At 72.6% G+C, this 25,186-nt stretch carries 24 protein-coding genes and 1 riboswitch; of the genes, 13 read left to right on the forward strand and 11 right to left on the reverse strand.

What is annotated here, in order from left to right; all coding sequences use genetic code 11:
* Positions 1-323: 323 nt before the first annotated feature.
* The 3 genes from AC067A_RS16350 to AC067A_RS16360 form a co-directional block, all read right to left on the reverse strand.
* Positions 324-728 (reverse strand): DUF3040 domain-containing protein, encoded by a 405-nt coding sequence (locus tag AC067A_RS16350; RefSeq protein ID WP_478620255.1) that lies wholly within the window; start codon positions 726-728, stop codon positions 324-326.
* Between the two features lie 273 nt (positions 729-1,001).
* Positions 1,002-1,790: a methyltransferase gene (locus AC067A_RS16355; RefSeq protein ID WP_478620257.1), complete on the reverse strand. Its 789-nt coding sequence runs from the start codon at positions 1,788-1,790 to the stop codon at positions 1,002-1,004.
* Between the two features lie 67 nt (positions 1,791-1,857).
* Positions 1,858-2,388, reverse strand: a complete 531-nt coding sequence (locus AC067A_RS16360; protein ID WP_478620260.1) for an SAV_6107 family HEPN domain-containing protein — start codon at positions 2,386-2,388, stop codon at positions 1,858-1,860.
* A 148-nt stretch (positions 2,389-2,536) separates the two neighbouring features.
* On the opposite strand from AC067A_RS16360, the gene AC067A_RS16365 reads away from it, so the two are divergent.
* The 5 genes from AC067A_RS16365 (at position 2,537) to AC067A_RS16385 (ending at position 8,665) form a co-directional block, all read left to right on the forward strand.
* A complete protein-coding gene (locus AC067A_RS16365) occupies positions 2,537-3,496 on the forward strand; it encodes an ATP-binding cassette domain-containing protein (RefSeq protein WP_478620263.1) in 960 nt (319 codons plus the stop codon).
* A complete protein-coding gene (locus AC067A_RS16370) occupies positions 3,468-5,555 on the forward strand; it encodes a YhgE/Pip family protein (RefSeq protein ID WP_478620265.1) in 2,088 nt (695 codons plus the stop codon). The genes AC067A_RS16365 and AC067A_RS16370 overlap by 29 nt, the downstream gene beginning before the upstream one ends.
* A gap of 43 nt (positions 5,556-5,598) precedes the next feature.
* A complete protein-coding gene (locus AC067A_RS16375) occupies positions 5,599-6,207 on the forward strand; it encodes a TetR/AcrR family transcriptional regulator (protein WP_478620268.1) in 609 nt (202 codons plus the stop codon).
* Between the two features lie 304 nt (positions 6,208-6,511).
* The gene (locus AC067A_RS16380; RefSeq protein ID WP_478620271.1) at positions 6,512-7,162 is read left to right on the forward strand and encodes a DUF4126 domain-containing protein; all 651 of its coding nucleotides are present in this window, start codon (positions 6,512-6,514) and stop codon (positions 7,160-7,162) included.
* Between the two features lie 66 nt (positions 7,163-7,228).
* A complete protein-coding gene (locus tag AC067A_RS16385) occupies positions 7,229-8,665 on the forward strand; it encodes a phytoene desaturase family protein (RefSeq protein ID WP_478620274.1) in 1,437 nt (478 codons plus the stop codon).
* Between the two features lie 15 nt (positions 8,666-8,680).
* Here AC067A_RS16385 and AC067A_RS16390 read toward each other — a convergent pair whose 3' ends face one another.
* The 5 genes from AC067A_RS16390 to AC067A_RS16410 form a co-directional block, all read right to left on the reverse strand.
* On the reverse strand, positions 8,681-9,559 hold the full coding sequence (locus AC067A_RS16390) for a hypothetical protein (RefSeq protein ID WP_478620277.1): 879 nt from the start codon (positions 9,557-9,559) through the stop codon (positions 8,681-8,683).
* Between the two features lie 54 nt (positions 9,560-9,613).
* Positions 9,614-10,531 carry a methylenetetrahydrofolate reductase [NAD(P)H] gene (metF, locus tag AC067A_RS16395; protein ID WP_478620280.1) on the reverse strand — a complete coding sequence of 306 codons (918 nt, stop codon included), beginning with the start codon at positions 10,529-10,531 and terminating at the stop codon, positions 9,614-9,616.
* A 117-nt stretch (positions 10,532-10,648) separates the two neighbouring features.
* Entirely contained in the window at positions 10,649-11,302 is a 654-nt protein-coding gene (gene thiE / locus AC067A_RS16400) for a thiamine phosphate synthase (protein WP_478620283.1), read from the reverse strand.
* Between the two features lie 164 nt (positions 11,303-11,466).
* Complete coding sequence (locus AC067A_RS16405) at positions 11,467-11,832, reverse strand: Rv2175c family DNA-binding protein (protein ID WP_478620286.1); 366 nt, start codon at positions 11,830-11,832, stop codon at positions 11,467-11,469.
* 43 nt (positions 11,833-11,875) lie between these two features.
* Entirely contained in the window at positions 11,876-13,090 is a 1,215-nt protein-coding gene (locus AC067A_RS16410; RefSeq protein ID WP_478620287.1) for an NAD(P)/FAD-dependent oxidoreductase, read from the reverse strand.
* 82 nt (positions 13,091-13,172) lie between these two features.
* Positions 13,173-13,285, forward strand: a riboswitch (TPP riboswitch).
* Between AC067A_RS16410 and thiO the strand changes: the two genes are divergently transcribed.
* The 6 genes from thiO (at position 13,283) to AC067A_RS16440 (ending at position 19,072) form a co-directional block, all read left to right on the forward strand.
* Positions 13,283-14,476: a glycine oxidase ThiO gene (thiO, locus tag AC067A_RS16415; RefSeq protein ID WP_478620289.1), complete on the forward strand. Its 1,194-nt coding sequence runs from the start codon at positions 13,283-13,285 to the stop codon at positions 14,474-14,476. Its footprint overlaps the riboswitch before it by 3 nt.
* Positions 14,473-14,691: a sulfur carrier protein ThiS gene (gene thiS / locus AC067A_RS16420; protein ID WP_478620292.1), complete on the forward strand. Its 219-nt coding sequence runs from the start codon at positions 14,473-14,475 to the stop codon at positions 14,689-14,691. Before thiO ends, thiS begins: the two co-directional genes overlap by 4 nt.
* A gap of 5 nt (positions 14,692-14,696) precedes the next feature.
* The gene (locus AC067A_RS16425) at positions 14,697-15,491 is read left to right on the forward strand and encodes a thiazole synthase (RefSeq protein ID WP_478620295.1); all 795 of its coding nucleotides are present in this window, start codon (positions 14,697-14,699) and stop codon (positions 15,489-15,491) included.
* An 87-nt stretch (positions 15,492-15,578) separates the two neighbouring features.
* Positions 15,579-17,480, forward strand: coding sequence for a Stk1 family PASTA domain-containing Ser/Thr kinase (pknB, locus tag AC067A_RS16430; RefSeq protein WP_478620297.1), 1,902 nt, complete (start codon positions 15,579-15,581; stop codon positions 17,478-17,480).
* An 8-nt stretch (positions 17,481-17,488) separates the two neighbouring features.
* The gene (locus AC067A_RS16435) at positions 17,489-18,352 is read left to right on the forward strand and encodes a deoxyribonuclease IV (protein WP_478620300.1); all 864 of its coding nucleotides are present in this window, start codon (positions 17,489-17,491) and stop codon (positions 18,350-18,352) included.
* 69 nt (positions 18,353-18,421) lie between these two features.
* Positions 18,422-19,072, forward strand: coding sequence for a DUF4396 domain-containing protein (locus tag AC067A_RS16440; protein ID WP_478620303.1), 651 nt, complete (start codon positions 18,422-18,424; stop codon positions 19,070-19,072).
* Positions 19,073-19,120: 48 nt separating this feature from the next.
* Here AC067A_RS16440 and AC067A_RS16445 read toward each other — a convergent pair whose 3' ends face one another.
* Positions 19,121-19,765: a sulfite oxidase-like oxidoreductase gene (locus tag AC067A_RS16445; RefSeq protein WP_478620305.1), complete on the reverse strand. Its 645-nt coding sequence runs from the start codon at positions 19,763-19,765 to the stop codon at positions 19,121-19,123.
* 183 nt (positions 19,766-19,948) lie between these two features.
* Here AC067A_RS16445 and bfr point away from each other — a divergent pair, with 183 nt between their 5' ends.
* Positions 19,949-20,425 carry a bacterioferritin gene (bfr, locus tag AC067A_RS16450; protein WP_043223049.1) on the forward strand — a complete coding sequence of 159 codons (477 nt, stop codon included), beginning with the start codon at positions 19,949-19,951 and terminating at the stop codon, positions 20,423-20,425.
* A 19-nt stretch (positions 20,426-20,444) separates the two neighbouring features.
* On the opposite strand, the gene AC067A_RS16455 is transcribed toward bfr, so the two are convergent.
* Positions 20,445-20,699 (reverse strand): (2Fe-2S)-binding protein, encoded by a 255-nt coding sequence (locus AC067A_RS16455; protein WP_478620309.1) that lies wholly within the window; start codon positions 20,697-20,699, stop codon positions 20,445-20,447.
* Between the two features lie 122 nt (positions 20,700-20,821).
* On the reverse strand, positions 20,822-22,174 hold the full coding sequence (locus AC067A_RS16460; RefSeq protein WP_478620312.1) for a class II 3-deoxy-7-phosphoheptulonate synthase: 1,353 nt from the start codon (positions 22,172-22,174) through the stop codon (positions 20,822-20,824).
* A 154-nt stretch (positions 22,175-22,328) separates the two neighbouring features.
* Here AC067A_RS16460 and AC067A_RS16465 point away from each other — a divergent pair, with 154 nt between their 5' ends.
* Positions 22,329-25,142, forward strand: coding sequence for an N-acetylmuramoyl-L-alanine amidase (locus AC067A_RS16465; RefSeq protein WP_478620315.1), 2,814 nt, complete (start codon positions 22,329-22,331; stop codon positions 25,140-25,142).
* The last annotated feature ends 44 nt before the right edge of the window (positions 25,143-25,186 follow it).

Consider the following 25,186-nt stretch of genomic DNA (forward strand, 5'->3'; position numbering starts at 1 on the left):
AACGGGCAGGGCGCAGCCCACAACTCGGGCGGGCACGGCCGCCAACGGGGCGCGGGGGCACAGCCAGCGACGCGGGGACGTGCCCCGCAACAGGGAGCGCGGCCAGCGACGCGGGGACGCGGCTCGCAACGGAGGGCGCGGCCAGCAACGCGGGGGCGCGGCTCGCAACGGGGGGCGCAGCCCGCGACGCGGGGACGCGGCCCGCAGCGGGGCGGGGCGCGACGGCGTGGGGAGGGTATGGAGGAGCCCCGCAGGGGGTGGCGCTGGGCGCGCGGGCTGCGGGGCTCGATGTCGGGGGCGCGGGGCTGCCGCTCAGGCCGGCGTCAGTGGCCGCCGCCCTGCTGTTCGTCGCGGCGGCGCTGCCACCGCTCTTCGATCCGGTTCATCATGGGGCGTCGCTGCCGGGTCCGACGGCCTCCGGCCGCCGCGCCTCCCCTGGCCTGCTGCTCACCCGGCTTGGGCGCCTTGCGCCATCCGGTGACCGCCAGGACCGCGCAGCCCAGCATGACGAGGAATCCCACCACGCTGATCCAGATCTGCTGTGCGACCATTCCGGCCATGAGGAGCGCGATACCCACCAGGAAGCCGGCGACTGCTTGGTAGACCCGTCGTCGGGTGTACGTACGCAGTCCGCTTCCCTCGAGCGCTGTCGCGAACTTGGGATCTTCGGCGTACAGCGCTCGCTCCATCTGCTCGAGCATTCGCTGCTCGTGCTCCGAGAGCGGCACGGAGTCCTCCTAGTCGTCGGTCGCGGGGGCGACCGGTTTGCGGCCCTTTCAGGATAGGCAGGGAATCGCCCCCGTGAAACCCGCCCTCAATGCCGAATAGCCAATCCGGGCCGCCATGCGGATCGGTTGCTGAGGCGTTGATTCCCCAGCCCCTCGTCCGTCATGCCGGATGGTGTCCCCCGATCATACGGGGCGGAACCCCTTACCGGGCGGGCTGTGGCGTACTCCATCGAGCGCCGCGGCCCTCGCGGCCGACAAGGGTGGCCGTCCTGTTCAGGCGCGCTTCTCGCCCAGAACGTGCAGCTGGGTGGCGATGGCCTGGAAGGAGGGCAGCTCGGCGGCGGCCGCCTCCAGCTTGAGGAGGGCCTCGGCGGCACCGGGCTCGGTGTCGACGAGGGCACCGGGGACGAGGTCGGCGAAGACCCGGACGCCGTGGACGGCGCCGACGTCGAGCCCGGCCTCTTCGGCCAGCTCGGCGAGCTGTTCGGCGGTGAAGCGCCGGGGCACCGGGTCGCCCGCGCCCCAGCGGCCGGCCGGGTCGGAGAGCGCGGTCCGGGCCTCGGTGAAGTGCCCGGCGAGGGCGCGGGCCAGGACGGCTCCGCCGAGTCCGGCGGCGAGCAGGCTGAGGCTGCCGGCGGGGCGGAGCGCGGCGACCGCGTTCCGCACGCCTTCGGCGGGGTCGTCGACGTACTCCAGGACGCCGTGGCAGAGCACGGCGTCGTAGTTCTCGCGGCCGACCACGTCGAAGAGGCCCCGGATGTCGCCCTGGACGCCGGTGACGCGGTCGGCGACACCGGCTTCGGCGGCCCGGCGCTCCAGTGCGAAGAGCGCGTTGGGGCTGGGGTCGACGACGGTGACCCGGTGGCCGAGGCGGGCCACCGGCACCGCGAAGTTCCCGGAGCCGCCGCCCGTGTCGAGGACGTCGAGGCTGTCCTTCCCGGTGGCCTCGATCCGGCGGTCGAGGGCGTCTTTGAGGACGTCCCAGACGACGGCGGTACGCAGGGAGGCGCGCGACGGTCGCGACGACGCCTCTCGGCCGAAGACAGGGGAAGGGTCCGGCACGGCTGTTGACTCCTCGGTGACGGGTACGGACGCTCCCCACCCTATGGCCTCGGTAACGCCTTTCGGATCATCCTCCGGACTCGTCGGCCCCGGGCCGGCGCGGCGGTACCGGCCGGAGGACGAGCAGCCGCTCGACCAGGCGGAGGAAGAGCGCGGCGTCCCTGAGCAGGTCGTCGGCCTCGCGGCGGGTGGCGGCGCCGGCGATGCCGGCCTCGGCGCGGGCCCTGCGCGGGGCGCCCGCCGCGAAGAGGGCGCTCCACTCGGTCAGCTCGGGCGCCGGCTCGGCGAGGAGTTCCCAGGCGCTCCGTATCCGCCGGCGCCTGCGCGGCCCGGTCTCGGGTCCGGCGCGGGCGGCGAGCACGGCGGCCGCGGCCCGCAGGGCGGCCAGGTGGGCGGCGGCGTACCGCTCGTGGGGGCGGTCGAGGGCGGCGGCCTCGACGAGGCCGGCCCGGGCCTTGGCGAGGAGGTCGAGGGCGGCCGGCGGGGCGGTGGCGCGGCGCGGGACGGGGTGGATGTCGGACGCGGGTCCGGACTGCGCGGGTGCGAGACGGCCTCCGGGGCGGCGCCGGGGCGCGGCAGCTGCGGAAGGGGCGGCCATGACGAACCTCCTGTCGTCGCGTGACGGCGCTGTGGCCGTATGTGTTCATCGTGCCCGACCCCACTGACAACCGCGCTGACCTGGGGTTTTGCCTGAAGCCTCACGGACGGGTAACTTTTGAACTGACTGGTCAGTTCAAAAATGGGGAATGGGGGGTGAGTCCGTGGGCGAGAAAGCCGAGGAGCAGCCGCACGGCGCCGCCGTCGTCGCGGACGGCTTCGGACTGAAGGGCCCGCGCGGGTGGGCCTTCTCCGGGGTGTCCTTCCGGGCGGAGCCCGGCGCGCTGGTGGCGATCGAGGGTCCGTCCGGCTCCGGCCGCACCTGTCTGCTGCTGGCGCTCACCGGGCGGATGAAGTCCCACGCGGGCCACGCCGAGGTCGGCGGTCTCCCGCTCCCCCGGAAGATGGCCGCCGTGCGCCGGATCACCGCGCTCGGGCACGTCCCCGGCGTCAGCGAGCTCGACCCGGCCTTCACGGTCGCCGAGCACCTGCGCGAGCGGGCCCTGCTCCAGCGCCGTTACGACGGTTCCGTACGGGCGCTCCTGCGGCGCCCCGCCGAGCGCGCGGCGACCTCGCGGGCCCGCATCGAGGAGGCCGCGGCGGCCGCGGGGCTCGACCTCGCCGCCCTGCCGAAGGGCGAGCGGACCTCCGTACGGGATCTGGAGCGCCTCGAGGCCCTGCGGCTCTCGGTCGCGCTCGCCCTGATCGGCCGCCCCCGGCTGCTCGCCGTCGACGACGCCGACCTGAAGCTCTCGGACGCCGACCGGGCCGAGGCCTGGGCGCTGCTGCGTTCCGTGGCCGCGTCCGGGACGACCGTCCTCGCCGTCTGCAGCGAGGCCCCCGCCGACGCCCTGCGCCTCACCACGCTCTCGGCCTCGCCGAAGCCCGCGGAGGAGGACGCCCCCACCGCCGAGGCGACCGGGAACGACACCGCCGAGGCGACCGGGGCGACCGGAGCGCCTGGAGCGACCGGGGACGACACCGAAACCCCCGAGGCGGCCGACGGCGACACCGCCGCCGCCGACCCCGCCGACACCAGCACCGATGCACCCGCATCCACGACCGAGGAGGGGGCGGCCGATGCGCTCGCCGAAACTGGCCGCGCTTGAGCTGAAGCGCTTCGGCAGGGGGAAGCTGCCGCGCGCCGCGCTCGTCGCGATCCTGCTGCTGCCGCTGCTCTACGGCGCCCTGTACCTGTACTCGTTCTGGGACCCGTACAGCAGGCTCGACAAGATCCCCGTCGCCCTGGTGAACGAGGACCGGGGCGCCACCGCGGGCGGCAAGCCGATCCACGCCGGCGACGACATCACGAAGGGGCTCCTGGAGAGCAACACCTTCGCGTGGCACCAGGTCAGCGACGCCGAGGCACGCGAGGGCGTCGAGAACGGGACGTACTACCTGTCCCTGACCATGCCGGGCGACTTCAGCTCGCGCATCGCCTCCAGCTCCGGCGACTCCCCCGAGACCGGGGCGCTCAGGGTGCGGACGAACGACGCCAACAACTACATCGTCGGGCAGATCTCCCGGACCGTCTTCTCCGAGGTCCGCACGGCGGCCTCCACCAAGTCCTCCCGGACCTTCCTCGACAAGATCTTCATCTCCTTCTCGGACATCCACGACGCCACGGCGAAGGCCGCCAAGGGCGCCGGCGACCTGAAGCAGGGCGTGGACAAGGCGAAGAAGGGTTCCAAGGACCTGGCGGACGGGCTGAAGACGGCCAAGACCGGCAGCGGTGACCTGGCGGCCGGTCTGAAGAAGCTCGACAAGGGCGCCAAGGACCTGGAGAGCGGCTCGCGGAAGGTCGCCAACGGTACGCAGACCCTCGCGGACAAGGTGAACGGCACCGCCGACAAGGTCCGCCCGTACCTGGCGAACAACGGCAAGTCGATCCGCGACACGGCCCGGCTCGTCTCCGACTCCGTCACGGCCGCGCAGAACAACCTGGCCGACCTGGTGCGGCGGGCGCCCCTGGTCCGCTCCGCCGCGCACAAGGCGGACGACGGTCTCGCCCGGTTCCACCGCGAGGCGTGCGTGGACGCCCCGGCGCCCGACGCCGAGATGTGCGAACTGCTCGGGAAGGCCTCGGAGAGCGCGGGCGACGTGGCGACCCTCGCCGACGACCTGCACGAGCTCACCAAGGACGACGCCGCCGATCTGAAGACGCTGGACGCGCGCCTGACGAAGCTCAAGAAGCAGGCCGACGAGCTGGCCGTCCGCGCCCCGCACCTGGACGAGGACGTCGAGGGCGCCATCAAGAAGATCAACGAGCTCAACGCGGGCGCCAAGCAGGTCGCCGCGGGCGCCGACCGGCTGCACACCGGCATCACCGAGGCCAGGACCGGCTCCGTCAGCCTCGACACGGGCGTCGGCAAGCTGAAGAAGGGCGCGGGCGACCTGGACGGCGGTCTGTTCAAGCTGGCCGACGGCTCGGGCACCCTCGCCACGGGCCTGAAGGACGGCGTCGACCAGATCCCCGACTACGACCGGCAGGACCGCGACCGGCGCACGGAGGTCATGGCCGACCCCGTGAAGCTGGCCTCGCAGTCCCTGCACAAGGCGCCGAACTACGGCACGGGCTTCGCCCCGTACTTCATCCCGCTCTCCCTCTGGGTCGGCGCGATGGTCGCCTACATGATCATCCAGCCGCTGAACCGGCGCGCCCTCGCCGCCGGCGGCTCCGCCTGGCGGATCGCGCTGGCCGGCTGGCTGCCGGTGGCGGCGATCGGCGTCCTCCAGGTCGCCGCCCTGATGTCGGTCCTGCACTGGGGCCTCGGCCTCCAGATGGCCAGGGCCGCCGGCACGGTCGGCTTCCTCGCCCTGGTCACCTGCTGCTTCGCCGCGATCATCCAGTGGCTCAACGCCCGCTTCGGCGCGGCCGGCCGGATCCTGGTCCTCGCGGTGCTGATGCTCCAGCTGACCTCGGCGGGCGGCACCTACCCCGTCCAGACGAGCCCGGGCTTCTTCAACGCCGTCCACCCCTTCCTGCCGATGACCTACGTGGTCGAGGCCCTGCGCCGGCTGATCACGGGCGGCGGGATCGGCCCGGTGTGGCAGGCCTGCGCGGTCCTGACCGCCTTCACCCTGGGCGCCCTGGCCCTGACCGCCGTCTCGGCCCGCAAGCGGCAGGTCTGGACGCTCGACCGGCTCCACCCCGAACTGACCCTGTGAGACGGGGCCGGCGGCACCCTCGACACCTGTGAGAATCGACCCCATGGACAGCAGCAGCACCCGACGCCAGGCCACGCGCGCGAAGCTCTACGAGGCGGCCGTCACCCTCATCGCGGAGCAGGGCTTCTCCGCGACGACGGTCGACGAGATCGCCGAGCGGGCCGGCGTGGCCAAGGGCACGGTCTACTACAACTTCAAGAGCAAGACCGAGCTCTTCGAGGAGCTGCTGCGCCACGGGGTGTCGCTGCTCGCCGCCTCCCTGCGGACGGCCGCCGAGGAGACCGCCGCGCGCGGCGGGAGCCGGGTCGACGCGCTGGACGCGATGATCCGGGCCGGCCTCGTCTTCATCGACCGCTACCCGGCCTTCACCCAGCTGTACGTGGCCGAGCTCTGGCGCACCAACCGCGCCTGGAACTCGACCCTCCTGGTGGTCCGCCAGGAAGCCGTGGCGGTGGTCGAGGGGGTGCTGCGGGAGGGGGTCGCGGCCGGGGAGCTGAGCGAGGAGATCGACGTCCAGCTGACCGCCGCGGCACTGGTCGGCATGGTGCTCGTGGCGGCGCTCGACTGGCAGGCCTTCCAGAGCGAGCGGTCGCTCGACGACGTGCACGCGGCGCTCTCGCGGCTGCTGCACGGGCGGGTCGGCGGCCGGTGACGCCGGGCGGCACGCGCGCGTAGCGACGGAAAACCGCGACGACCCGACGGCAGGACCGGGACCGGACAAGCGGAAACGCCGGTGCGGCGAGGCTCGATCCCCCCGAGCCTCGCCGCACCGGCTTTTCACGCACCCCCGTGCCGGCAGGTGCGCGGCCCCGTTCCGCAGCCCCGTGCCGGCGGTGCCGGAGCCGCGCCCCTTCCGTGGACTCCACTCTTCCGTCCGGGGGCACCCGGGCCCATCCGCGTACCTACTCATCTCGCCCCCTAGGTACGGGTACTCAGTCCTGGTTACGATCGCGGGCGTGTCGGTACTCCCCCTGGTGTTCACCAGCGGCTGGGCGAGCGGGATCAACGCGTACGCGGTGGTCCTGCTGTTCGGCGTCTTCGGCGCGACCGGGCTGACCGACGAGGTGCCCGAGTCCCTGCAGCGCACCGATGTCCTCGTCGTCGCCGGTGTGCTGTTCCTCTGCGAGGCGGTGGCGGACAAGATCCCGTACGTCGACTCGATGTGGGACTCCGTCCACACCGTGATCCGGCCGGTCGCGGGGGCCGTCGTCGGCGCGCTGCTCGCCGGGCAGAACGGTTCGCTGCCCGAGCTGGCGGCGGGCGCGGTCGGCGGCTCGACGGCGTTGCTGAGCCACTTCGTCAAGGCCGGGACGCGGATGGCGGTCAACACCTCGCCCGAACCGTTCTCCAACGTCGCCCTGAGCCTGGCGGAGGACCTCGGGGTGGCGGCGATCGTCACCTTCGCGATCTTCCATCCGGTGGCGGCGGCGGTCGTCGCGGCCGTCCTGCTCGCGCTCGGTCTGGCGATACTGGTCTTCCTGGCCCAGCGGATCCGGCGCTTCCTGCGCCGCAGGTCCCAGCGGCGCGAGGAGCGGAGACTGGCCGCCGTGGGGGCCCGCTCGCCCGGTCGTCCGCCGCCCGACGACGACGGGCCGGCCCCCTTCTGACCCCGCCCGGTCCCGACGCCGACCGGGCTTCCGCCGGTGCCCCGGCGGCCGGATAGGCTCGCCGGCATGGCACGGATTGTGGTGATCGGCGCGGGACTCGGCGCCATGGCGGCGGCGGCCAGACTGGCCGTGGCGGGCCACCGGGTGACGGTGTACGAGCGGGGCGCGACGTACGGCGGCGCGGTCGGCCGGTTCGAGCGCGACGGGTTCGCCTTCGACACGGGTCCGGGGCTGCTGCACCTGCCCGCCGTCTACCGGGACCTGTTCGTGAAGACCGGCAAGGAGTCCCTGGAGGAGTGCGTCACCCTGACGCAGGTCGATCCGGCGAGCCGTCACGTCTTCGCCGACGGCACCCGCGTGGACCTGCCGAACGCCTCGCGGGCGGGCACGGTCGCCGCCCTGGACGCGGCGCTGGGCGACGGCGCGGGCGAGCGGTGGGGCGACTTCCTGGTCCGGGCCCGCGAGGCCTGGGACCGCACCCGGCGCCCGCTCCTGGAGGAACCGCAGCCGGCCGATCCGGCGCCGCTGGCCCGCGAGCCGTACCCGGCGCTCAAGGCGGGTCTGCTGCGCCGTCCGACGACGACGCTCGCCCAGGTCGGCGCGCGGGAGCTGCGTGAGCCCCGGCTCGCCGCCCTCCTCGACGCGTACGCGTGGTCGTACGGCTTCGACCCGGCGACCGCGCCGGCCTCGGCCGCCGTCCTGCCGTACATGGAGCAGACCTTCGGCAGCTGGTACGTGGGCGGGGGGCTGCGGGCGCTCGCCGACGCGGTGTACGAGCGCTGCCGGAAGCGGCGGGTGGAGTTCGTCTTCGGCACGGCGGTCGAGGACGTCCTGGAGAAGGACGACCGGGCGGCCGGCGTCCGGCTGGCCGACGGCACGACCGTCGAGGCCGACCACGTGGTCTCCGGGGCCCCGGTGCCGGCGCTGCACCACGGTCAGAGCCCGCCTCGCCACCAGGTGAACGGGACGGGACGGGTGACGGTCTTTCTGGCTCTGCGCGGCCCCCGGGAGGCGGACGCGGTCCACCGGACCGTCGTGCACGCGGAGGGCGGGCGCCCGACCGTGACCGTGCTGCGGCCGGACGACCCGGCGCTGCGCCCGGACGGCGCACACGAGTCGGTGACGGTCACGGCGACCGTGCGGACCTCCCCCGGACAGGACCGGGAGCCCTTCACCGACCGGATGGCCGGGACGGCCTTCCCCGACCGGATGGTCGAGGCTGCCGCGCGCGCGGTCCCGGGGCTCGCGGAGCGGCTGCTGTGGCGGCACGTGCGCACGCCGGAGGACGTACGCCGGGACACGGGGGCCGCCGAGGTGCCGGGCCCGGCGCTCGCCGGGGCCCGCGGGCTGCTGCTGCCGGCCGCCAACCGCTCGCCGCTGCCGGGGCTCTGGTTCGCCGGCGGCTGGTCCCACCCGGGCGGCGGGCTCGCCCACGCGGGCATGTCCGGCGCGCTGGTGGCGGGTCTGATCGTGGAGGGCGACGGCTTCCGCGGCTCCCAATAGGGGAGCCGCGGGCCCTCAGTACCGGTACTGCTGCCGGTCGTCCGGGTGCGGCTCGTAGCCGTACGGGCCCGGGGCCGGCGGCTGCTGCTGGGGGTCCGGCTCGGTGTCGCGCTGCTGCGGGACCCACACGCCGCCGGGCGGGGTGTCGTAGGTGTACGAGGGGGCGTAGGGGTCGGCGTAGTACGGGGCGTACTGCTGGCCGTCCGCGCCGGGGCCGATGTACGGGTCGGAGTAGGTGGCGTACTGCTGCTGCCCGGCGGCGCTGCCGTAGTCGTAGGCCGGCTGCTGCTCGTAGGAGGGCTGCTCGTAGGAGGGCTGCTCGTACGTGGGCTGCTCGTACCCGGACTGGCCGTGCGCGGGCTGTTCGTAGCCGGGCGCGTAGGCGTCGTACCCGGTCCCGTAGCCGTTCCCGGCGTCGTGGCCGCCGTCGTAGACCCCGTACTGGCCGGTGTCGTCGGGCATCGGCTGGGGCTCGTAGACCGCGGTGGTCTCGGCGTCGGCCGGGCGGTGCGCGGGGTCGCCGGCCTGGTCGGCCGTGCCGTAGGCGGTGTCCTCCCCGCCGTAGGACAGCTCGGTGACCTCCAGGGTCGGCCCCGCCTGGGCGGGCGCCCCGGACCTGCGGCGGCGGCTCGCCCCCGGGCTCCCGCCGATGGCCCAGCCGGTGGAGAAGCCGCGGCGGAACGAGAGCGTCACATAGGTCTGGCCGACGGCGAAGGCGACGGCCCCGGCGATGATCACGGCGACCGAGGGCAGCAGGACGCCCAGGACCACGCCGAGGAAGCCGCAGAAGGCGAGAACACGCCAGCGCAGCCGTGCCTTGTACTGGAGGAGCACCTCCCCCAGCAGCCACAGTGCGACCACGCCGAACGCGATGTAGAGGACCGTCCACCCCATGCCCCGCCGCCCCTCTCCACGGTCACCGCCACGGTTCGGGGCGGGTACGACCGGTCACGACTGCTGGTGCAGTCCGAGATTCTCGTAGATCTCAAGCGTCGCGGTGGAGTTGTTCAGCGTGATGAAGTGCAGTCCGGGGACACCCTCGGAGAGCAGCCGCGCGCAGAACTCCGTCGCGAACTCGATACCGATGGAGCGTACAGCGGCGGGATCGTCCTTGACGGCGAGGATGCGGTCTTTCACGTCCGGGGGGAAGGCGGCGTTGCTCAGCTGGGGCAGCCGGTCGAGCGTCCTGACGTTCACGACGGGCATGACCTCGGGGATGATCGGGGTCTCGCAGCCCGCCTTCACGACGCTGTCGCGCAGCCGCAGGTAGTTCTCCGGGTCGAAGAACATCTGGGTGATGGCGTAGTCGGCGCCGGCGCGGCACTTGTCCACGAAGTGCCGGATGTCCGTGTCCCAGTCGGTGGAGCGGGGGTGCATCTCGGGGAAGGCCGCGACGCCGACGCAGAAGTCGCCCGACTCCTTGATCAGGCGGACGAGGTCGGCGGCGTAGCGGACGCCCTCGGGGTGCTCGACCCACTCCCCCAGCGGGTCGCCCGGCGGGTCGCCGCGGACGGCGAGCATGTTCCGGATGCCGGCGTCGGCGTACTGGCCGAGGATGTTGCGCAGCTCGGCGACGGAGTGGTCGACGGCCGTGAGGTGCGCGACCGGGGTGAGCGTGCTGTCCGAGGCGATCTTCTGGGTGGCCTTGACGGTGCCGCCGCGGGTGGAGCCGCCGGCGCCGTAGGTCACGGAGACGAAGCTCGGGCCGACCGCCTCGACCCGGCGCATGGTGTTCCAGAGGGCCTGCTCGCCCTTCTCGGTCCGGGGCGCGAAGAACTCGAAGGAGTACGACGTGCCGCCGGAGGCGAGGATCTCGCGCACGGTGCGCGCGCGGTCCGATCGGACGGAAGCGGTACCTAGGGCCATACGGGCAGGTTAGACGGGGTCCAGGGAAGCGCGACAACCGTGTCCGAGTATTGGACATGATTTTGGACAGCCGTCGGGTGCCCATCGGGCCTCCGCGCTCACGGAGGCTCCGCCGACTCAGGCTCCGGCGCGCTCGCGGACCCGCTTGGCGAGGGCGGCGGTCGCGGCGGCCGGGTCGTCGGCCTCGGTGATCGCCCGGACCACGACGATGCGGCGGGCGCCCGCGTCCAGGACCTCGTCGAGGTTCGTCTCGTCGATGCCGCCGATGGCGAACCAGGGCCGGTCCTGGGCGAGGCCGGCCGCGTACCGCACGAGGTCGAGCCCCGGCGCGTACCGGCCGGGCTTGGTGGGGGTGGGCCAGCAGGGCCCGGTGCAGAAGTAGTCCACGCCCGGTTCGGCGGCGGCCGCGGCGGCCTCGCTCTCGGCGTGGCAGGAGCGGCCGATCAGGACCTCGTCGCCGAGGATCGCGCGGGCGGCGGCCACCGGCAGGTCGCCCTGGCCGAGGTGGAGCACGTCGGAGCCGATGGCGTGGGCGACGTCGGCCCGGTCGTTCACCGCGAGGAGCCTGCCGTGCCGGCGGGCGGCTTCGGCGAGGACGGCGAGGTGCTCCAGCTCCTCGCCGGCCTCCATGCCCTTGTCGCGGAGCTGCACGATGTCCACGCCGGAGGAGAGCACGGCGTCGAGGAAGTCGGGCAGGTCGCCCTGGCGCTTCCGGGCGTCGGTGCACAGGTAGAGCCGGGCGTCGGCGAGCCGCTCACGAGGCGTGGGCATGGGTGGGTTCCCCCCGGTGGATGGCGCGGGCGCCGCGACGGGCCGCCCGGGAGGGCCGCCCGCCACGACACCCGCTGATGGTGTCTTCGGTGCTCACGTGCGCGCCTGGGCGCACGTGCCCGCTCATGGAGACGCGGCGGCGTGCGCCCGTCGGCGCGCGACCGTCAGAGGGCGAGCGCCTGGGCGCGGCGCTTCACCTCGGTGCCACGGTTCTCGTTGAGCGCCTGAGCGGGCGTGCCCGGCAGGCTCTCGTCCGGTGTGAACAGCCACTCCAGCATCTCCTCGTCGGTGAAGCCGTCGTCCCGCAGCACGGTCAGCAGCCCGACGAGCCCCTTGACGATCCTGTCGCCCTGGATGAAGGCGGCGGGAATCTGCAGGGCGTTGTTCTCTCCGCGACGCACGGCGATGAGCTGGCCTTCCTTGATCAGCTGCCGCACGCGCGTCACCTCGATGTCGAGCATCTCCGCGATGTCGGGCACGTAGAGCCAGGCGGGGATGAGCGCATCGATCTTCACGTCAATCTCGGTCACAGGACAAGCCTGCCATCCCGGACCGACACCCGGTAGTCGGGTCCTACCGGACCGCCGCCTTCAGGGGCACGGACGGGTCCGCGGCGCGCGCGGGGTCGACCGGGGTGGCCGTCTCGATGAGCCTGCGGCCCTGGGCGAGGTCGCGGGGGCGGCCGACGGCGAGGAGGGCCACCGGCACCCCGGCGCGCAGCCAGAGCACGGACCAGGCCTCCTCCGCCGGGTCGCCGCGCCACAGCATCTCGTCGGCGGCCGCGTGGTGTCCGGCGTACTGGACGAAGCGGCCGAACTGCTCGGACCAGAAGTAGGGCACCGGGTCGTACGGCCCGGAGTCGGCCCCGGCGATCTCCGCGGCGACGGTGCGGGGGCCCTGGAGCGCGTTGTCCCAGTGGTGGACGAGGAGCCGCCGGCCGTAGCGGGCGGAGGGGAAGGAGGCGCAGTCGCCGACGGCGTACACGTCGGGCAGCGAGGTGCGCAGCCGGTCGTCGGCGGTGACGGCGCCGCTCGGGTCGAGGGCGATGCCGGAGCCGGCGAGCCAGCCGGTGGCGGGGCGGGCTCCGATGCCGACGACGACGGCGTCGGCGGGCAGGGCGCGGCCGTCGGCGAGGAGGACCCGGCCGGGTTCGACGGTCTCCACGCGCGCGTGGGTGAGGAGTTCGGCGCCGCCGGCCGCGTACCACCCGGCCATGGGGGCGGCGACCTCGGCGGGGAGGGCGCCCGTGAGGGGGAGTTCGGCCGCCTCGACGACGGTGACGGCGCAGCCGGCCTCCCGCGCGGCGGTGGCGAACTCGGCGCCGATCCAGCCGGCGCCGACGACCACGACGGTGTGCCGCCGTTCCAGGACGGGTCCGAGGCGGACGGCGTCGTCGAGGGTCCGCAGGAGATGGACGCCGGGAACGCCCTCGGCGCCGGGCAGGGTGATCGGGTGGGCGCCGGTGGCGACGACCAGGGTGTCGTACCCGACGGGGCCCGCCTCGGTGTCGATCTCGTGGTCGGCGGCGCGCAGGCCGGTGACGTCGAGGCCGAGGCGGAGTTCGATCCCGAGGTCCTCGAAGTCGACCTCGAAGGCGGAGTCCTCGGCCTTGCCGAGGAGGATCGCCTTGGAGAGCGGCGGCCGGTCGTAGGGCTGGTGGGGTTCGGCCCCGATGAGGGTCACGGGGCCGGTGAAGCCCTGCTCCCGCAGGGCGACGGCGGTCTGGACGCCCGCCATCCCCGCACCCACGATGACGACGCGCTGCTGGGCCCGCTTCTGCTCGCTCACCCGACCACCTTACGTATCTGACGGATCATCAGGAAGGGTGGGGGCTGTGACGCCTCCACCGCGGAAGCTAGTCTGGCGGGCGTAAAGCACTCGCGGGAGCCCGGACGACCGGGCTGAGAGGGAGGCTGGACCGGCCTCCGACCGTACGAACCTGATCCGGGTCATGCCGGCGAAGGGAGGGGCTGGACGCCCATGCGTTCTTCCGATGTCCTCAGAGACGACGGAGCATCCGATTCCGGATCCGACGTCCTCGTGATCGGGGGCGGCATCATCGGCCTGGTCACGGCCTGGCGGGCCGCGCAGCGCGGACTGCGCACCGCCGTCGTCGACCCCGAACCGGGCGGCGGCGCCGCGCGGGTCGCGGCCGGGATGCTCGCCGCCGTCACCGAACTCCACTACGGCGAGGAGACCCTGCTCGGTCTGAACCTCGCCTCCGCCACGCGCTATCCCGCGTTCGTCGCCGAACTGGAGGAGTCCACCGGCCACGACGTCGGCCACCGCGCCTGCGGCACCCTCGCCGTCGCGCTCGACGCCGACGACCGCGCCCACCTGCGCGAACTGCACGCCCTCCAGACCCGCTGCGGGCTCACCTCCGAATGGCTCAGCGGGCGCGAGTGCCGCCGTCTCGAACCGATGCTCGCCCCCGGGGTGCGCGGCGGTCTGCGGGTGGACGGCGACCACCAGGTCGACCCGCGCAGGCTCGCCGCCGCGCTCCTCGTCGCCTGCGAACGGGCCGGGGTGGTCTTCCACCGCGCCCTCGCCGAGCGGCTCGCGGTGGTACGGGACCGGGCGCGCGGCGCCGTGCTCGCCGGCGGCCGGGAACTGACCGCCGACCAGGTCGTCCTCGCCGCGGGCAGCCTGAGCGGCCGCCTCGCGGGCGTGCCGGACGAGGTGCTGCCGCCCGTACGCCCGGTGAAGGGGCAGGTACTGCGGCTGCGGGTGCCCGCCCCGTACGCCCCCTTCCTCTCCCGGACCGTCCGGGCCGTCGTCCGCGGCAGCCACGTCTACCTGGTGCCCCGCGAAAACGGCGAACTCGTCGTCGGCGCCACCAGCGAGGAACTCGGCTGGGACACCACCGTGACCGCGGGCGGCGTGTACGAGCTGCTGCGCGACGCCCACGAACTGGTGCCCGGCATCACCGAACTGCCGCTCACCGAGACCCTGGCCGGCCTGCGCCCCGCCTCCCCGGACAACGCGCCCCTGCTCGGCCCCACCGTCCTGCCCGGCCTGCACCTGGCCACCGGCCACTACCGCAACGGGGTGCTGCTCACCCCCGTCACCGGCGACGTCATGGCGGAGGTGCTCACCACGGGCGCCCTCCCCGACGAGGCGCGCCCGTTCACCCCCCGCCGTTTCTCCTCCGTACGTCTGGAGCAGCCCGCATGAGCCTGTCCGCATCCGTGTCCGTGTCCGTGAACGGGGAACCGCGCGAGCTCTCCGGCCCCCTGTCCCTCGACACCCTCGTGACGAGCCTGACCACGGCCCGCTCCGGGGTCGCGGCGGCCCTCAACGAGACGGTGGTGCCGCGCGGCGAATGGGCGTCCACGCTGCTCGCCGACGGCGACCGGGTCGAGGTCCTCACCGCGGTGCAGGGAGGCTGAGCGCGATGTCCGACGACACCCTCGTCCTCGGCGGCACGGAGTTCTCGTCCCGCCTCATCATGGGCACCGGCGGGGCGCCCAGCCTCGACGTCCTGGAACGCTCCCTGATCGCCAGCGGTACGGAACTCACGACGGTCGCCATGCGGCGCCTCGACCCGACCGTCCAGGGCTCGGTCCTCTCCGTCCTCGACCGGCTCGGCATCCGGGTCCTCCCCAACACGGCGGGCTGCTTCACCGCCGGCGAGGCGGTCCTGACCGCCCGTCTGGCGCGCGAGGCGCTCGGCACCGACTGGATCAAGCTGGAGGTCGTCGCCGACGAGCGGACCCTGCTGCCGGACGCGGTGGAACTCCTCGACGCGGCCGAGACACTGGTCGACGACGGGTTCACCGTCCTCCCCTACACCAACGACGACCCGGTCCTCGCCCGAAAGCTGGAGGACGTGGGGTGCGCGGCGATCATGCCGCTCGGCTCCCCGATCGGCTCGGGCCTCGGCATCCGCAACCCGCACAACTTCCGGCTGATCACCGAGCGGGCGGGCGTGCCGGTCATCCTCGACGCCGGCGCCGGCACCGCGTCGGACGCCGCGCTCGCCATGGAGCTCGGGTGCGCCGCGGTGATGCTGGCCTCCGCGGTGACCCGCGCGCAGGAGCCGGTCCTCATGGCCTCGGCCATGCGGCACGCCGTCGAGGCGGGCCGCCTCGCCCACCGGGCGGGCCGCATCCCCCGCCGCCACTTCGCCGAGGCCTCCTCCCCCGCCGAGGGCCGGGCCCGGCTGGACCCGGAGCGCCCCGCGTTCTGAGCCCGGGCCGGGACGCTCGTCACAGCCGCGCTGCAGTACCGGCCCATCCGGCCGGGGGCCGTGTCCACGGCTCGTAGACTCGACGCCGTGGACACGACCCTTCAGGACCCCCTCGTCGGGCGGCTGCTCGACGGCCGCTACCGCGTCGACGCGCGCATCGCCGTCGGCGGGATGGCCACGGTCTACCGGGCCGTCGACACCCGGCTCGACCGGGTGCTCGCGCTCAAGGTGATGCATCCGGCCCTGGCCGCCGACGCCGCCTTCGTCGAGCGCTTCATCCGCGAGGCGAAGTCGGTGGCCCGGCTCGCCCACCCGAACGTCGTCGGCGTCTTCGACCAGGGCGCCGAGGGCGCGTACGTCTACCTGGCGATGGAGTACGTCGCCGGCTGCACGCTCCGCGACGTCCTGCGGGAGCGCGGCGCGCTGGCGCCCCGGGCTGCGCTCGACATCCTGGAGCCGGTGCTCGCCGCGCTCGGCGCCGCGCACCGGGCCGGGTTCGTCCACCGCGACATGAAGCCGGAGAACGTCCTGATAGGGGACGACGGCCGGGTCAAGGTCGCCGACTTCGGCCTGGTGCGGGCGGTGGGCTCGGCGACGGCGACGACCGGCGCGGTCCTCGGCACCGTCTCGTACCTGGCGCCGGAGCAGATCGAGCACGGCACCGCCGACACCCGCGCCGACGTGTACGCCTGCGGTGTCGTCCTCTACGAGATGCTGACGGGCGCCAAGCCGCACGGGGGCGACACCCCCGCCCAGGTGCTCTACCAGCACCTCAACACCGACGTGCCGGCCCCGTCGGCCGCCGTCCCCGGGCTCGCCCCGGAGCTGGACGGGCTGGTCGCGGCCGCCACCGCCCGCGACCCCGAGGCCCGCCCGCACGACGCCGTGGCACTGCTCGCCCTGCTCCGGGAGGCCCGCGCGGCGCTCGGCGACGACCAGCTCGACGCCGTACCCCCGCAGGCGCGGTCCGAGGCCCGGGACACCGCCGACGACCGGACCAGCGTGATCGCCCGGCCGGTGCCGGCCGAGACGGCCCCCGGGCAGGTGCTCCACACGAACCGCATGCCGGTGCCCCAGGCGCCCCCCGCCGCCCGGCGGCGGCCCCCGCGCGGCCCGCTGCTCGCGGTCGTGGCCGTGCTGCTCGCCCTCGGCCTCGGCGCCGGCGTCTGGTACGTCAGTTCCGGCCAGTTCACCCGCGTGCCGGCCGTCCTCGGCCAGACCGAGGCCGCCGCGACACAGCGGATCGAGGACGCCGGCCTCGAGGTCGGCTCCACCCGGCGCGCCTTCAGCGACGTGTACGGGCGCGGCACGGTGATGGCCGTCGACCCGGCGCCCGGCGAGCGGGTCCGGGGCAACGCCACCGTCACCCTGACGCTCTCCCGCGGCCCCGAGGTCGTGAAGGTGCCCAACCTCAGGAACAAGCCGCTCGCGGAGGCCAAGCGCCTGCTCGAACGGGAGGGCCTGGTTCCCGGCGTCGTCACCACCGAGTTCAGCGACGCCGTGGCGCAGGGCGCGGTCATCGGCTCCGACCCCGAGCCCGGCACGGACCGCGCCCCGGACTCCGCCGTCGCCCTGGTGGTCAGCAAGGGCTCCCCGATCGACGTGCCCGACGTCACCGGCGAGACCGTCGCCGACGCCACGGCCGCGCTCGAGGAGGCCGGGCTCACCGTGAAGGTCGCCGCGGAGCGGGTCGACTCCCCCGAGGAGGCCGGCACCGTCGCCGCCCAGTCCCTCGCCCGGGGCAGCCGCGCCGCCGAGGGCGACACCATCACCCTCACCGTCTCCAAGGGCCCCCGGATGGTCGAGGTCCCGAAGGTCACGGGCGAGACGACCGCCGACGCCCGCGCGGCCCTGGAGGACGCGGGCTTCGAGGTGAAGGTCGACAAGTCCTTCCCCTATCTCGGCGACACGGTGGCGAGCCAGTCCGTGCCCGGCGGCACGACCGCCCCCGAGGGCTCCACCGTCACGATCACGATCAAGGGACTGTAGGAACACTGATGCGCAACCCCGTCGGCGGCCACGTCCCCGTGGCCGGTGGCCTCGCCACGACCGGTCTCGGCTACGCCCGCGAGCTCGGCGCCGAGACCGTCCAGGTCTTCGTCGCCAACCCGCGCGGCTGGGCCACCCCGGTCGGCAACCCGGCCCAGGACGAACGCTTCCGGACCGAGTGCGAGGCCGAGTCGGTCTCGGCCTGGGTCCACGCCCCGTACCTGATCAACTTCGGCTCCCACACCGAGGCCACCGTCGAGAAGTCCGTCGAGTCGATGCGGCACTCGCTGCGGCGGGGCCGGGAGATCGGCGCCAAGGGCGTGGTCGTGCACACCGGCTCGGCCACCGGCGGCCGTCCGCGCGAGGTGGCGCTCGCCCAGGTGCGGGAGCGGGTGCTCCCGCTCCTCGACGAGCTGACGCACGAGGACGATCCGTACCTCCTGCTGGAGTCGACGGCCGGCCAGGGCTTCTCGCTCTGCTCGCGCGCGGAGGACTTCGGACCGTACTTCGACGCCCTCGACCACCATCCCAAGCTCGGGATCTGCCTCGACACCTGTCACATCTTCGCGGCGGGCCACGACCTGACCGGCCCGCACGGCGCGACGCGGACGCTCGACCAGCTGGTCGCGACGGTCGGCGAGGGGCGGCTGAAACTGATCCACGCCAACGACTCCCAGGACGTCGTCGGCGCGCGCAAGGACCGGCACGCGAACATCGGCATCGGCCACATCGGCGAGGACGGCTTCCGGAACCTCCTCCGGCACCCGGCGACCGACGGCGTACCGCTGGTCATCGAGACGCCCGGCGGCAAGGCCGGCCACCTGGCGGACGTGGAGCTGCTCAAGAAGCTGCGGGACCCGCATTCCCGTTGAGGAATACCCCAGGGGGGTATACGGTTCCCGTGGACGGCAGGAACCGCTACCTGACCATGGGGGCATCCGATGCAGCACGACCCGCACACCCGCCACGACCACGGCACCCACCAGGACCACGCGGCCCACACGGGCCACGAGGAACATGCGGAGCACGCCGGCCACCCCGAGCACGCCGGCCAGCACGAGGCCGCCCACGCCGGACACCCGGACCACCAGGGGCATCAGGGGCACGAAGGCCACCACGGCCACGGCCACGCCCACCAGGGTCACGACAGGGGCGGGGCCTCCTGGGCGACGGCCGCCAAGGCCACGCTGCACTGCCTCACCGGATGCGCCATCGGCGAGGTCCTCGGCATGATCATCGGGACCGCGCTCGGCTGGGGCACCATGCGGACGATGATCCTCGCCATCGTCCTGGCGTTCTTCTTCGGCTACGCGCTGACCCTGCGCGGCATCCTGGCCGCCGGCGTCGACTTCAAGACGGCCTTCAAGGTCGCCCTCGCCGCCGACACCCTGTCCATCGCGGTCATGGAGATCATCGACAACGGCGTGATCGCCCTGTGGCCCGGCGCCATGGACGCGCACCTCTCCGAGCCGCTCTTCTGGATCGTGCTCGCCATCGCGCTCGGCGCCGCCTTCGTGATCACCACCCCGGTCAACAAGTGGATGATCGGCCGCGGCAAGGGCCACGCGGTGGTCCACCGGTACCACCACTGACCGGCGCGCCCCGCGGCGCCCCGAAGGACCCGGGACGGTCCGGAGCGACTACAGCTCCGGGCCGTCCCCCGGTTCCTCCTGGTACGAGTAGCGCTGCTCCGTCCACGGGTCGCCGAGGTTGTGGTAGCCGCGCTCCTCCCAGAAGCCCCGGCGGTCGGCCGCCATGTACTCCACGCCCCGGACCCACTTGGGGCCCTTCCAGGCGTACAGGTGCGGGACGACGAGGCGCAGCGGGAAGCCGTGCTCGGCGGTGAGCAGTTCCCCGTCCTTGTGGGTGGCGAAGATCGTGCCGTCCGCGGCGAAGTCGGCGAGCCGCATGTTGGCGCTGTAGCCGTACTCGGCCCAGACCATCACATGGGTGACCGAGGGAGCCGGCGGGGCGAGCTCCAGGACCGTGCGGGCGGCCACGCCGCCCCACTCGGAGCCGAGCATGCTGAACTTCGTGACGCAGTGCAGATCGGCCACGACCGTGGAGAAGGGGAGCGCCGAGAACTCCTCGTGGTTCCAGCAGCGCTTGTCGCCGTCGGCCGTGGCCCCGAAGACGCGGAACTCCCAGCGGTCCGGCTTGAACTTGGGTACGGGCCCGTAATGGGTGACAGGCCAGCCGCGCTGGATCCGCTGGCCCGGCGGAAGATCCGGCGAACGATCCGGCTGCCCCGCTTCCCGGTGTACTCCGCTCTCCGGCTGACCCATGTCATCCATGGTGACAGACGGCGAGGGGTGGTCATGACCAGCCGACCTCCCGCCCGATTCGATTCGGGCAACTGCGACTAAGCCTGCACTTACTGGACGCCCCCCATTGGGGGTGCGAGGATGCGGCCATCCTGCCCAGTGACGGCGTAGACACACAGCGTGGAAGTGGAAGGAGCCTCTGCGATGCAGGGCGACCCCGAGGTCCTCGAGTTCCTCAACGAGCAGCTGACCGGCGAGCTGACGGCCATCAACCAGTACTGGCTGCACTACCGCATCCAGGACAACAAGGGCTGGACGAAGCTCGCCAAGTACACCCGCGAAGAGTCCATCGACGAGATGAAGCACGCGGACAAGCTGACCGAGCGCATTCTGATGCTCGACGGCCTGCCCAACTACCAGCGGCTCTTCCACGTGCGCGTGGGCCAGACGATCACCGAGATGTTCCAGGCCGACCGCCAGGTCGAGGTGGAGGCGATCGACCGCCTCAAGCGCGGGATCGAGGTGATGCGTGCCAAGGGGGACGTCACGTCCGCCAACCTCTTCGAGGAGATCCTCGCCGACGAGGAGCACCACATCGACTACCTGGACACCCAGCTGGAGCTGATCGAGTCCCTGGGCGAGGCGCTCTACATCTCGACCCTCATCGAGCAGCCGAGCTGACGCGAGGCCCTCCGCTCGCTCAGGCCGCTTCCCCGAGCTCCGCGACGGTGTCAGCGTCGGAGACCAGGGCAGGCATGCCCTGGTCCACCAGCTCGCGTCGCGGGCAGTTGCCGCGCCCGAGAATGGCCTGAATGCGACGGACGCAGGAACCGCAGTCCGTGCCGGCCTTGCAGGCGGAGGCGATCTGGCGGGGCGTGCAGGCGCCCGCGTCCGCATGCTCCTTGACCTGCTTCTCCGTGACACCGAAGCATGAGCAGACGTACACGCGGTTCACCTCCCGCCTAGATCGATAAGGCTAACCTAACCTTACCCGGCGGCCGGGAGCCTCAAAAGCCCTGGATACGGCGATGGGGCGCGGATCACATGGATCCGCGCCCCGTCGTCGTAGGTACCTACTTACTGATCGCGGTACATCTCCGCCACCAGGAACGCCAGGTCGAGCGACTGGCTGCGGTTGAGGCGCGGGTCGCAGGCCGTCTCGTAGCGCTGGTGCAGGTCGTCGACGAAGATCTCGTCGCCGCCGCCCACGCACTCGGTGACGTCGTCACCGGTGAGCTCGACATGGATGCCGCCCGGGTGGGTGCCGAGCTCCTTGTGGACCTCGAAGAAGCCCTTGACCTCGTCGAGCACGTCGTCGAAACGGCGCGTCTTGTGACCGGAGGCGGCCTCGAAGGTGTTGCCGTGCATCGGGTCGGTGACCCAGGCGACGACCGCACCCGACGCGGTGACCTTCTCGACCAGCTCGGGGAGCTTGTCGCGGACCTTGTCGGCGCCCATGCGGACGATGAAGGTCAGCCGGCCCGGCTCGCGGTCCGGGTCGAGGCGGTCGATGTACGTCAGCGCCTCGTCCACCGAGGTGGTCGGGCCCAGCTTGATGCCGATCGGGTTCGCGATCCGCGAGGCGAACTCGATGTGGGCGTGGTCGAGCTGGCGGGTGCGCTCACCGATCCAGACCATGTGGCCGGAGGTGTCGTACAGCTTGCCGGTGCGCGAGTCCGTACGGGTCAGGGCACCCTCGTAGTCGAGCAGCAGCGCCTCGTGGGAGGCGTAGAACTCGACGGCCTTGAACTCGGCCGGGTCGGTGCCGCAGGCCTTCATGAAGTTCAGGGCGTTGTCGATCTCGCGGGCCAGCGCCTCGTAGCGCTGACCGGAGGGGGACGACTTCACGAAGTCCTGGTTCCAGGCGTGCACCTGGCGCAGGTCGGCGTAACCACCGGTGGTGAAGGCGCGCACCAGGTTGAGCGTCGAGGCGGAGGCGTTGTACATCCGCTTCAGGCGCTCGGGGTCCGGGATGCGGGACTTCTCGTTGAAGTCGAAGCCGTTGACGGAGTCGCCCCGGTAGGTGGGGAGCGTCACTCCGTCACGCGTCTCGGTGCCCTTGGAGCGGGGCTTCGAGTACTGGCCGGCGATGCGTCCGACCTTCACCACGGGCACGGAGGCCGCGTAGGTGAGGACGGCGCTCATCTGGAGCAGCGTCTTGAGCTTGGCCCTGATGTGGTCGGCGGACACGGCGTCGAAGGCCTCGGCGCAGTCGCCGCCCTGGAGCAGGAACGCCTCGCCACGGGCGACGGCTCCCATCCGGGCGCGCAGCTGGTCACACTCGCCGGCGAAGACGAGCGGAGGATACGACTCGAGGTCCGCGATCACATCGCGCAGAGCCTCGGCATCGGGGTACTCGGGCTGCTGCGCCGCGGGCAGGTCTCGCCAGGTCGCCTTGGCGACGGCGTGGGAATCAGCGTTCACGGTCACGAGCACAACATTACGGGGTTCTTCGTCCGGTCCTGTCCCCCTGACCAGTGGCTGAGACGCGCGCCCGAAATGTCACCCGGTGCCATTCACGCGTTCGAGTGGTGTTACCCTCTGGCCCGTTTCACAAGTACACAGTCGAACCACAGGGGTGGGCGTGACCCAGAGGCACCGCAGGGACCGCAAGAAGAAACGACTCTTGTACGGAGCGGCGGCCGCGGTCGTCGCCACCGCGACGATCGGCACCATCGCGGTCGCCTCCCCGGGCCTCCTCGGCGCGGCCGGCGACGGTACGTCCGGAGGTGACCCTTCCCTCCAGTCGCAGTTCGCAAACGCGGCGCGCGAGTTCGACGTACCGCAGAGCGTGCTGATGGCGGTGTCGTACCGCCAGACACGGTGGGAGTCGCACGACGGCGTGCCCAGCACCACGGGCGCGTACAACGTCATGGGTCTGACGAAGGTCGACCCGGAGGACGTGGAGCAGGACACGGACGAGCACCTGCTCGACCTCATGAACCGAAGCGGCGACCCGCGCGTCGAGAAGAGGTTCGACAAGCAGAAGGCGTTGGCCTCCCTTCCCGAGAAGCCGGTCGACACCAGCGACCCGACCCTGCACACGCTGGACAAGGCCGCCGAGTTGATCGACGAGTCGACCGATTCCGTCCAGAAGGACAGCGCGGCGTCGATCCGCGCCGGGGCCGCGCTGCTCGCCGAATACCAGAAGCAGGCCGGCGCGGAACTCTCCGACGCCGCGGGCGACTGGTACCCGGCCGTCGCCCGCTACAGCCAGTCCACGGACCGGAAGGGCGCCGACCTCTTCGCGAAGCGCGTCTTCGAGTCGATCAGGACCGGTGAGCGCGAGGTCACCGCCGACGGCGAGCAGGTCGTTCTGGCCGCCGACCCGTCGGTGGAGCCGGTCAAGTCGTCCAGCGTGCCGCTCGCGGCGAGCTTCGCGAGCACGACCGCGGACCCGCAGGTCGAGTGCCCCTCCGGCCTCGTCTGCGCCTTCGATCCGGCCGCCTACTCGCAGAACGACGGCAACTACAACATCGCGAGTCGTCCGGCGAACGGCTTCGACGTCCGCCAGATCGTCATCCACGACATCGAGGGCAGCCACGACGCCGCGGTGACGGTCTTCAAGAACCCCGCCAGCTACGCCAGCGCCCACTACATCGTGCGCAACGACGGTCGCGTGACCCAGATGGTCGAGACCAAGAACGAGGCGTACCACGCGGGCAACAAGACCGTGAACATGCACTCGATCGGCATCGAGCACGAGGGCTACGCGATCAAGGGCGGCGGAGGCTGGTACACCGAGCCGCAGTACGAGTCCTCCGCGGCCCTCGTGAAGTACCTGGCGGCGAAGTTCTCCATCCCGCTCGACCGTGAGCACGTGATCGGCCACGACGACGTGCCCAGCATCCTGGACAGCAAGATCCAGGACCACTGGGACCCGGGCCCGTTCTGGGACTGGAACCGCTTCATGACCCTGGTCGGCGCGCCCACCGGTGCCAATGGCGCGGGCGGCATCCTCCAGACCGGCCAGCTCATCCGCGTGGTTCCGCCGTTCACCTCGGCCAACCAGCCGAAGCTGACCTACACCGAGGACGGCACCACCAAGACGGCCCCGGCCCAACCGGTGAACTTCGGCTACCTGTACACGGAGCCGGTGGCCGACCCGGCGAAGACCCTGACCGACCCGTACTTCTCGTCGCTGTGGTCGCAGGGCTCGAACTGGGGCAACAAGGTCACGGCCGGTAGCACCTACGTCGTCGCCGGGACCTCGGGGACCGACTGGACCGCCATCTGGTACGGCGGCAAGAAGGCCTGGTTCCACAACCCGGGCGGCCAGTTCACCGCACCCGTGGGCACGACCGCCCAGACGGCGATCACCGCCAAGGACGGCGCCACCTCGATCCCGGTCTACGGCCGCGCCTACCCGGAGGACGCCGCCTACACCGGCACCGGCGTCCCGGTCCAGGGCAGCAACAACGCGTCGCTGACGAAGTACAGCCTGCCCGCCGGGCAGCAGTACGCGAAGGCCGGCAACGCCGTGCCGGGCGACTACTACTACAGCGCCTACAACGTCGACGGCACCCGGGTCGAGGGCAAGACCAACATCTTCGTCCCGATCCGCTTCAACCACCGCCTGGCGTGGGTGAAGGCGAGCGACATCAAGGAGGTCGCCACCAAGGCCCCCGTCCGCACGGACAACCGCTACAACCTCCTCGCCCGGGACACCTCCGGTGCGCTCTGGCAGTACCAGGGCACCGGGAAGGGCACCGGGCCGTTCCTGGCGCGATACAAGGTGGGGACGGGGTGGAACGCGTACAACCTGGTGACGCCGCTGACGGCGCTGCGGGCGGACGGCACGGGCGATGTGATCGCGCGGGAGCCGAGCGGGGTGCTCTGGTACTACCCGGGCAGCGGGAACCCGTCCGGGCCGTTCAGGACGCGGGTGAAGGCGGGCACCGGATGGGGCGTCTTCAACCAGATCGTCGGCGTGCGGGACCAGACGGGCGACGGCAAGCCGGACGTGATCGGCCGGGAGAGCTCGGGCGTGCTGTGGCTGTACCCGGGCACCGGGAACCCGAGCTCGCCGCTGGGGCCGCGCCTGAAGGTGGGTACGGGCTGGCAGACGTACAACAGCATCGTCAGCACGGGTGACCTCACGGGTGACGGCAAGCCCGACGTCATGGGCCGCGACACGACGGGCGCGTTGTACCTCTACAACGGCACCGGCGTGGCGTCCAAGCCGTTCGGGCCCCGGCTCAAGATCGGCACCGGCTGGCAGACGTACAACACGATCCTCGGCCCGAGCGACCTGAACGCGGACGGCCGTCCGGACGTCATCGCCCGGGACGGATCGGGTGCGCTGTGGCTGTACGCCACCAACGGCAACCCGACGGCACCGTTCCCGCCGCGTGTGCAGGTCGGCAGCGGTTGGCAGATCTACAACATGATCTTCTGATCGGCTAGCCGAGACAGGGCCAACGGCTCTCGGGGCCCGGCTCG

This window comes from Streptomyces sp. NPDC043176 (genome assembly GCF_056436715.1).

Bases quoted from the DNA above. Each gene is read 5' to 3' on its own strand.
- AC067A_RS16360 (WP_478620260.1), bottom strand. From the start codon at position 2,388: ATGGCCGCCCCTTCCGCAGCTGCCGCGCCCCGGCGCCGCCCCGGAGGC.
- AC067A_RS16365 (WP_478620263.1), top strand. From the start codon at position 2,537: ATGGGGGGTGAGTCCGTGGGCGAGAAAGCCGAGGAGCAGCCGCACGGC.
- AC067A_RS16370 (WP_478620265.1), top strand. From the start codon at position 3,468: ATGCGCTCGCCGAAACTGGCCGCGCTTGAGCTGAAGCGCTTCGGCAGG.
- AC067A_RS16375 (WP_478620268.1), top strand. From the start codon at position 5,599: ATGGACAGCAGCAGCACCCGACGCCAGGCCACGCGCGCGAAGCTCTAC.
- AC067A_RS16385 (WP_478620274.1), top strand. From the start codon at position 7,229: ATGGCACGGATTGTGGTGATCGGCGCGGGACTCGGCGCCATGGCGGCG.
- AC067A_RS16390 (WP_478620277.1), bottom strand. From the start codon at position 9,559: ATGGGGTGGACGGTCCTCTACATCGCGTTCGGCGTGGTCGCACTGTGG.
- metF (WP_478620280.1), bottom strand. From the start codon at position 10,531: ATGGCCCTAGGTACCGCTTCCGTCCGATCGGACCGCGCGCGCACCGTG.
- thiE (WP_478620283.1), bottom strand. From the start codon at position 11,302: ATGCCCACGCCTCGTGAGCGGCTCGCCGACGCCCGGCTCTACCTGTGC.
- thiO (WP_478620289.1), top strand. From the start codon at position 13,283: ATGCGTTCTTCCGATGTCCTCAGAGACGACGGAGCATCCGATTCCGGA.
- thiS (WP_478620292.1), top strand. From the start codon at position 14,473: ATGAGCCTGTCCGCATCCGTGTCCGTGTCCGTGAACGGGGAACCGCGC.
- AC067A_RS16425 (WP_478620295.1), top strand. From the start codon at position 14,697: ATGTCCGACGACACCCTCGTCCTCGGCGGCACGGAGTTCTCGTCCCGC.
- AC067A_RS16435 (WP_478620300.1), top strand. From the start codon at position 17,489: ATGCGCAACCCCGTCGGCGGCCACGTCCCCGTGGCCGGTGGCCTCGCC.
- AC067A_RS16440 (WP_478620303.1), top strand. From the start codon at position 18,422: ATGCAGCACGACCCGCACACCCGCCACGACCACGGCACCCACCAGGAC.
- AC067A_RS16445 (WP_478620305.1), bottom strand. From the start codon at position 19,765: ATGGGTCAGCCGGAGAGCGGAGTACACCGGGAAGCGGGGCAGCCGGAT.
- bfr (WP_043223049.1), top strand. From the start codon at position 19,949: ATGCAGGGCGACCCCGAGGTCCTCGAGTTCCTCAACGAGCAGCTGACC.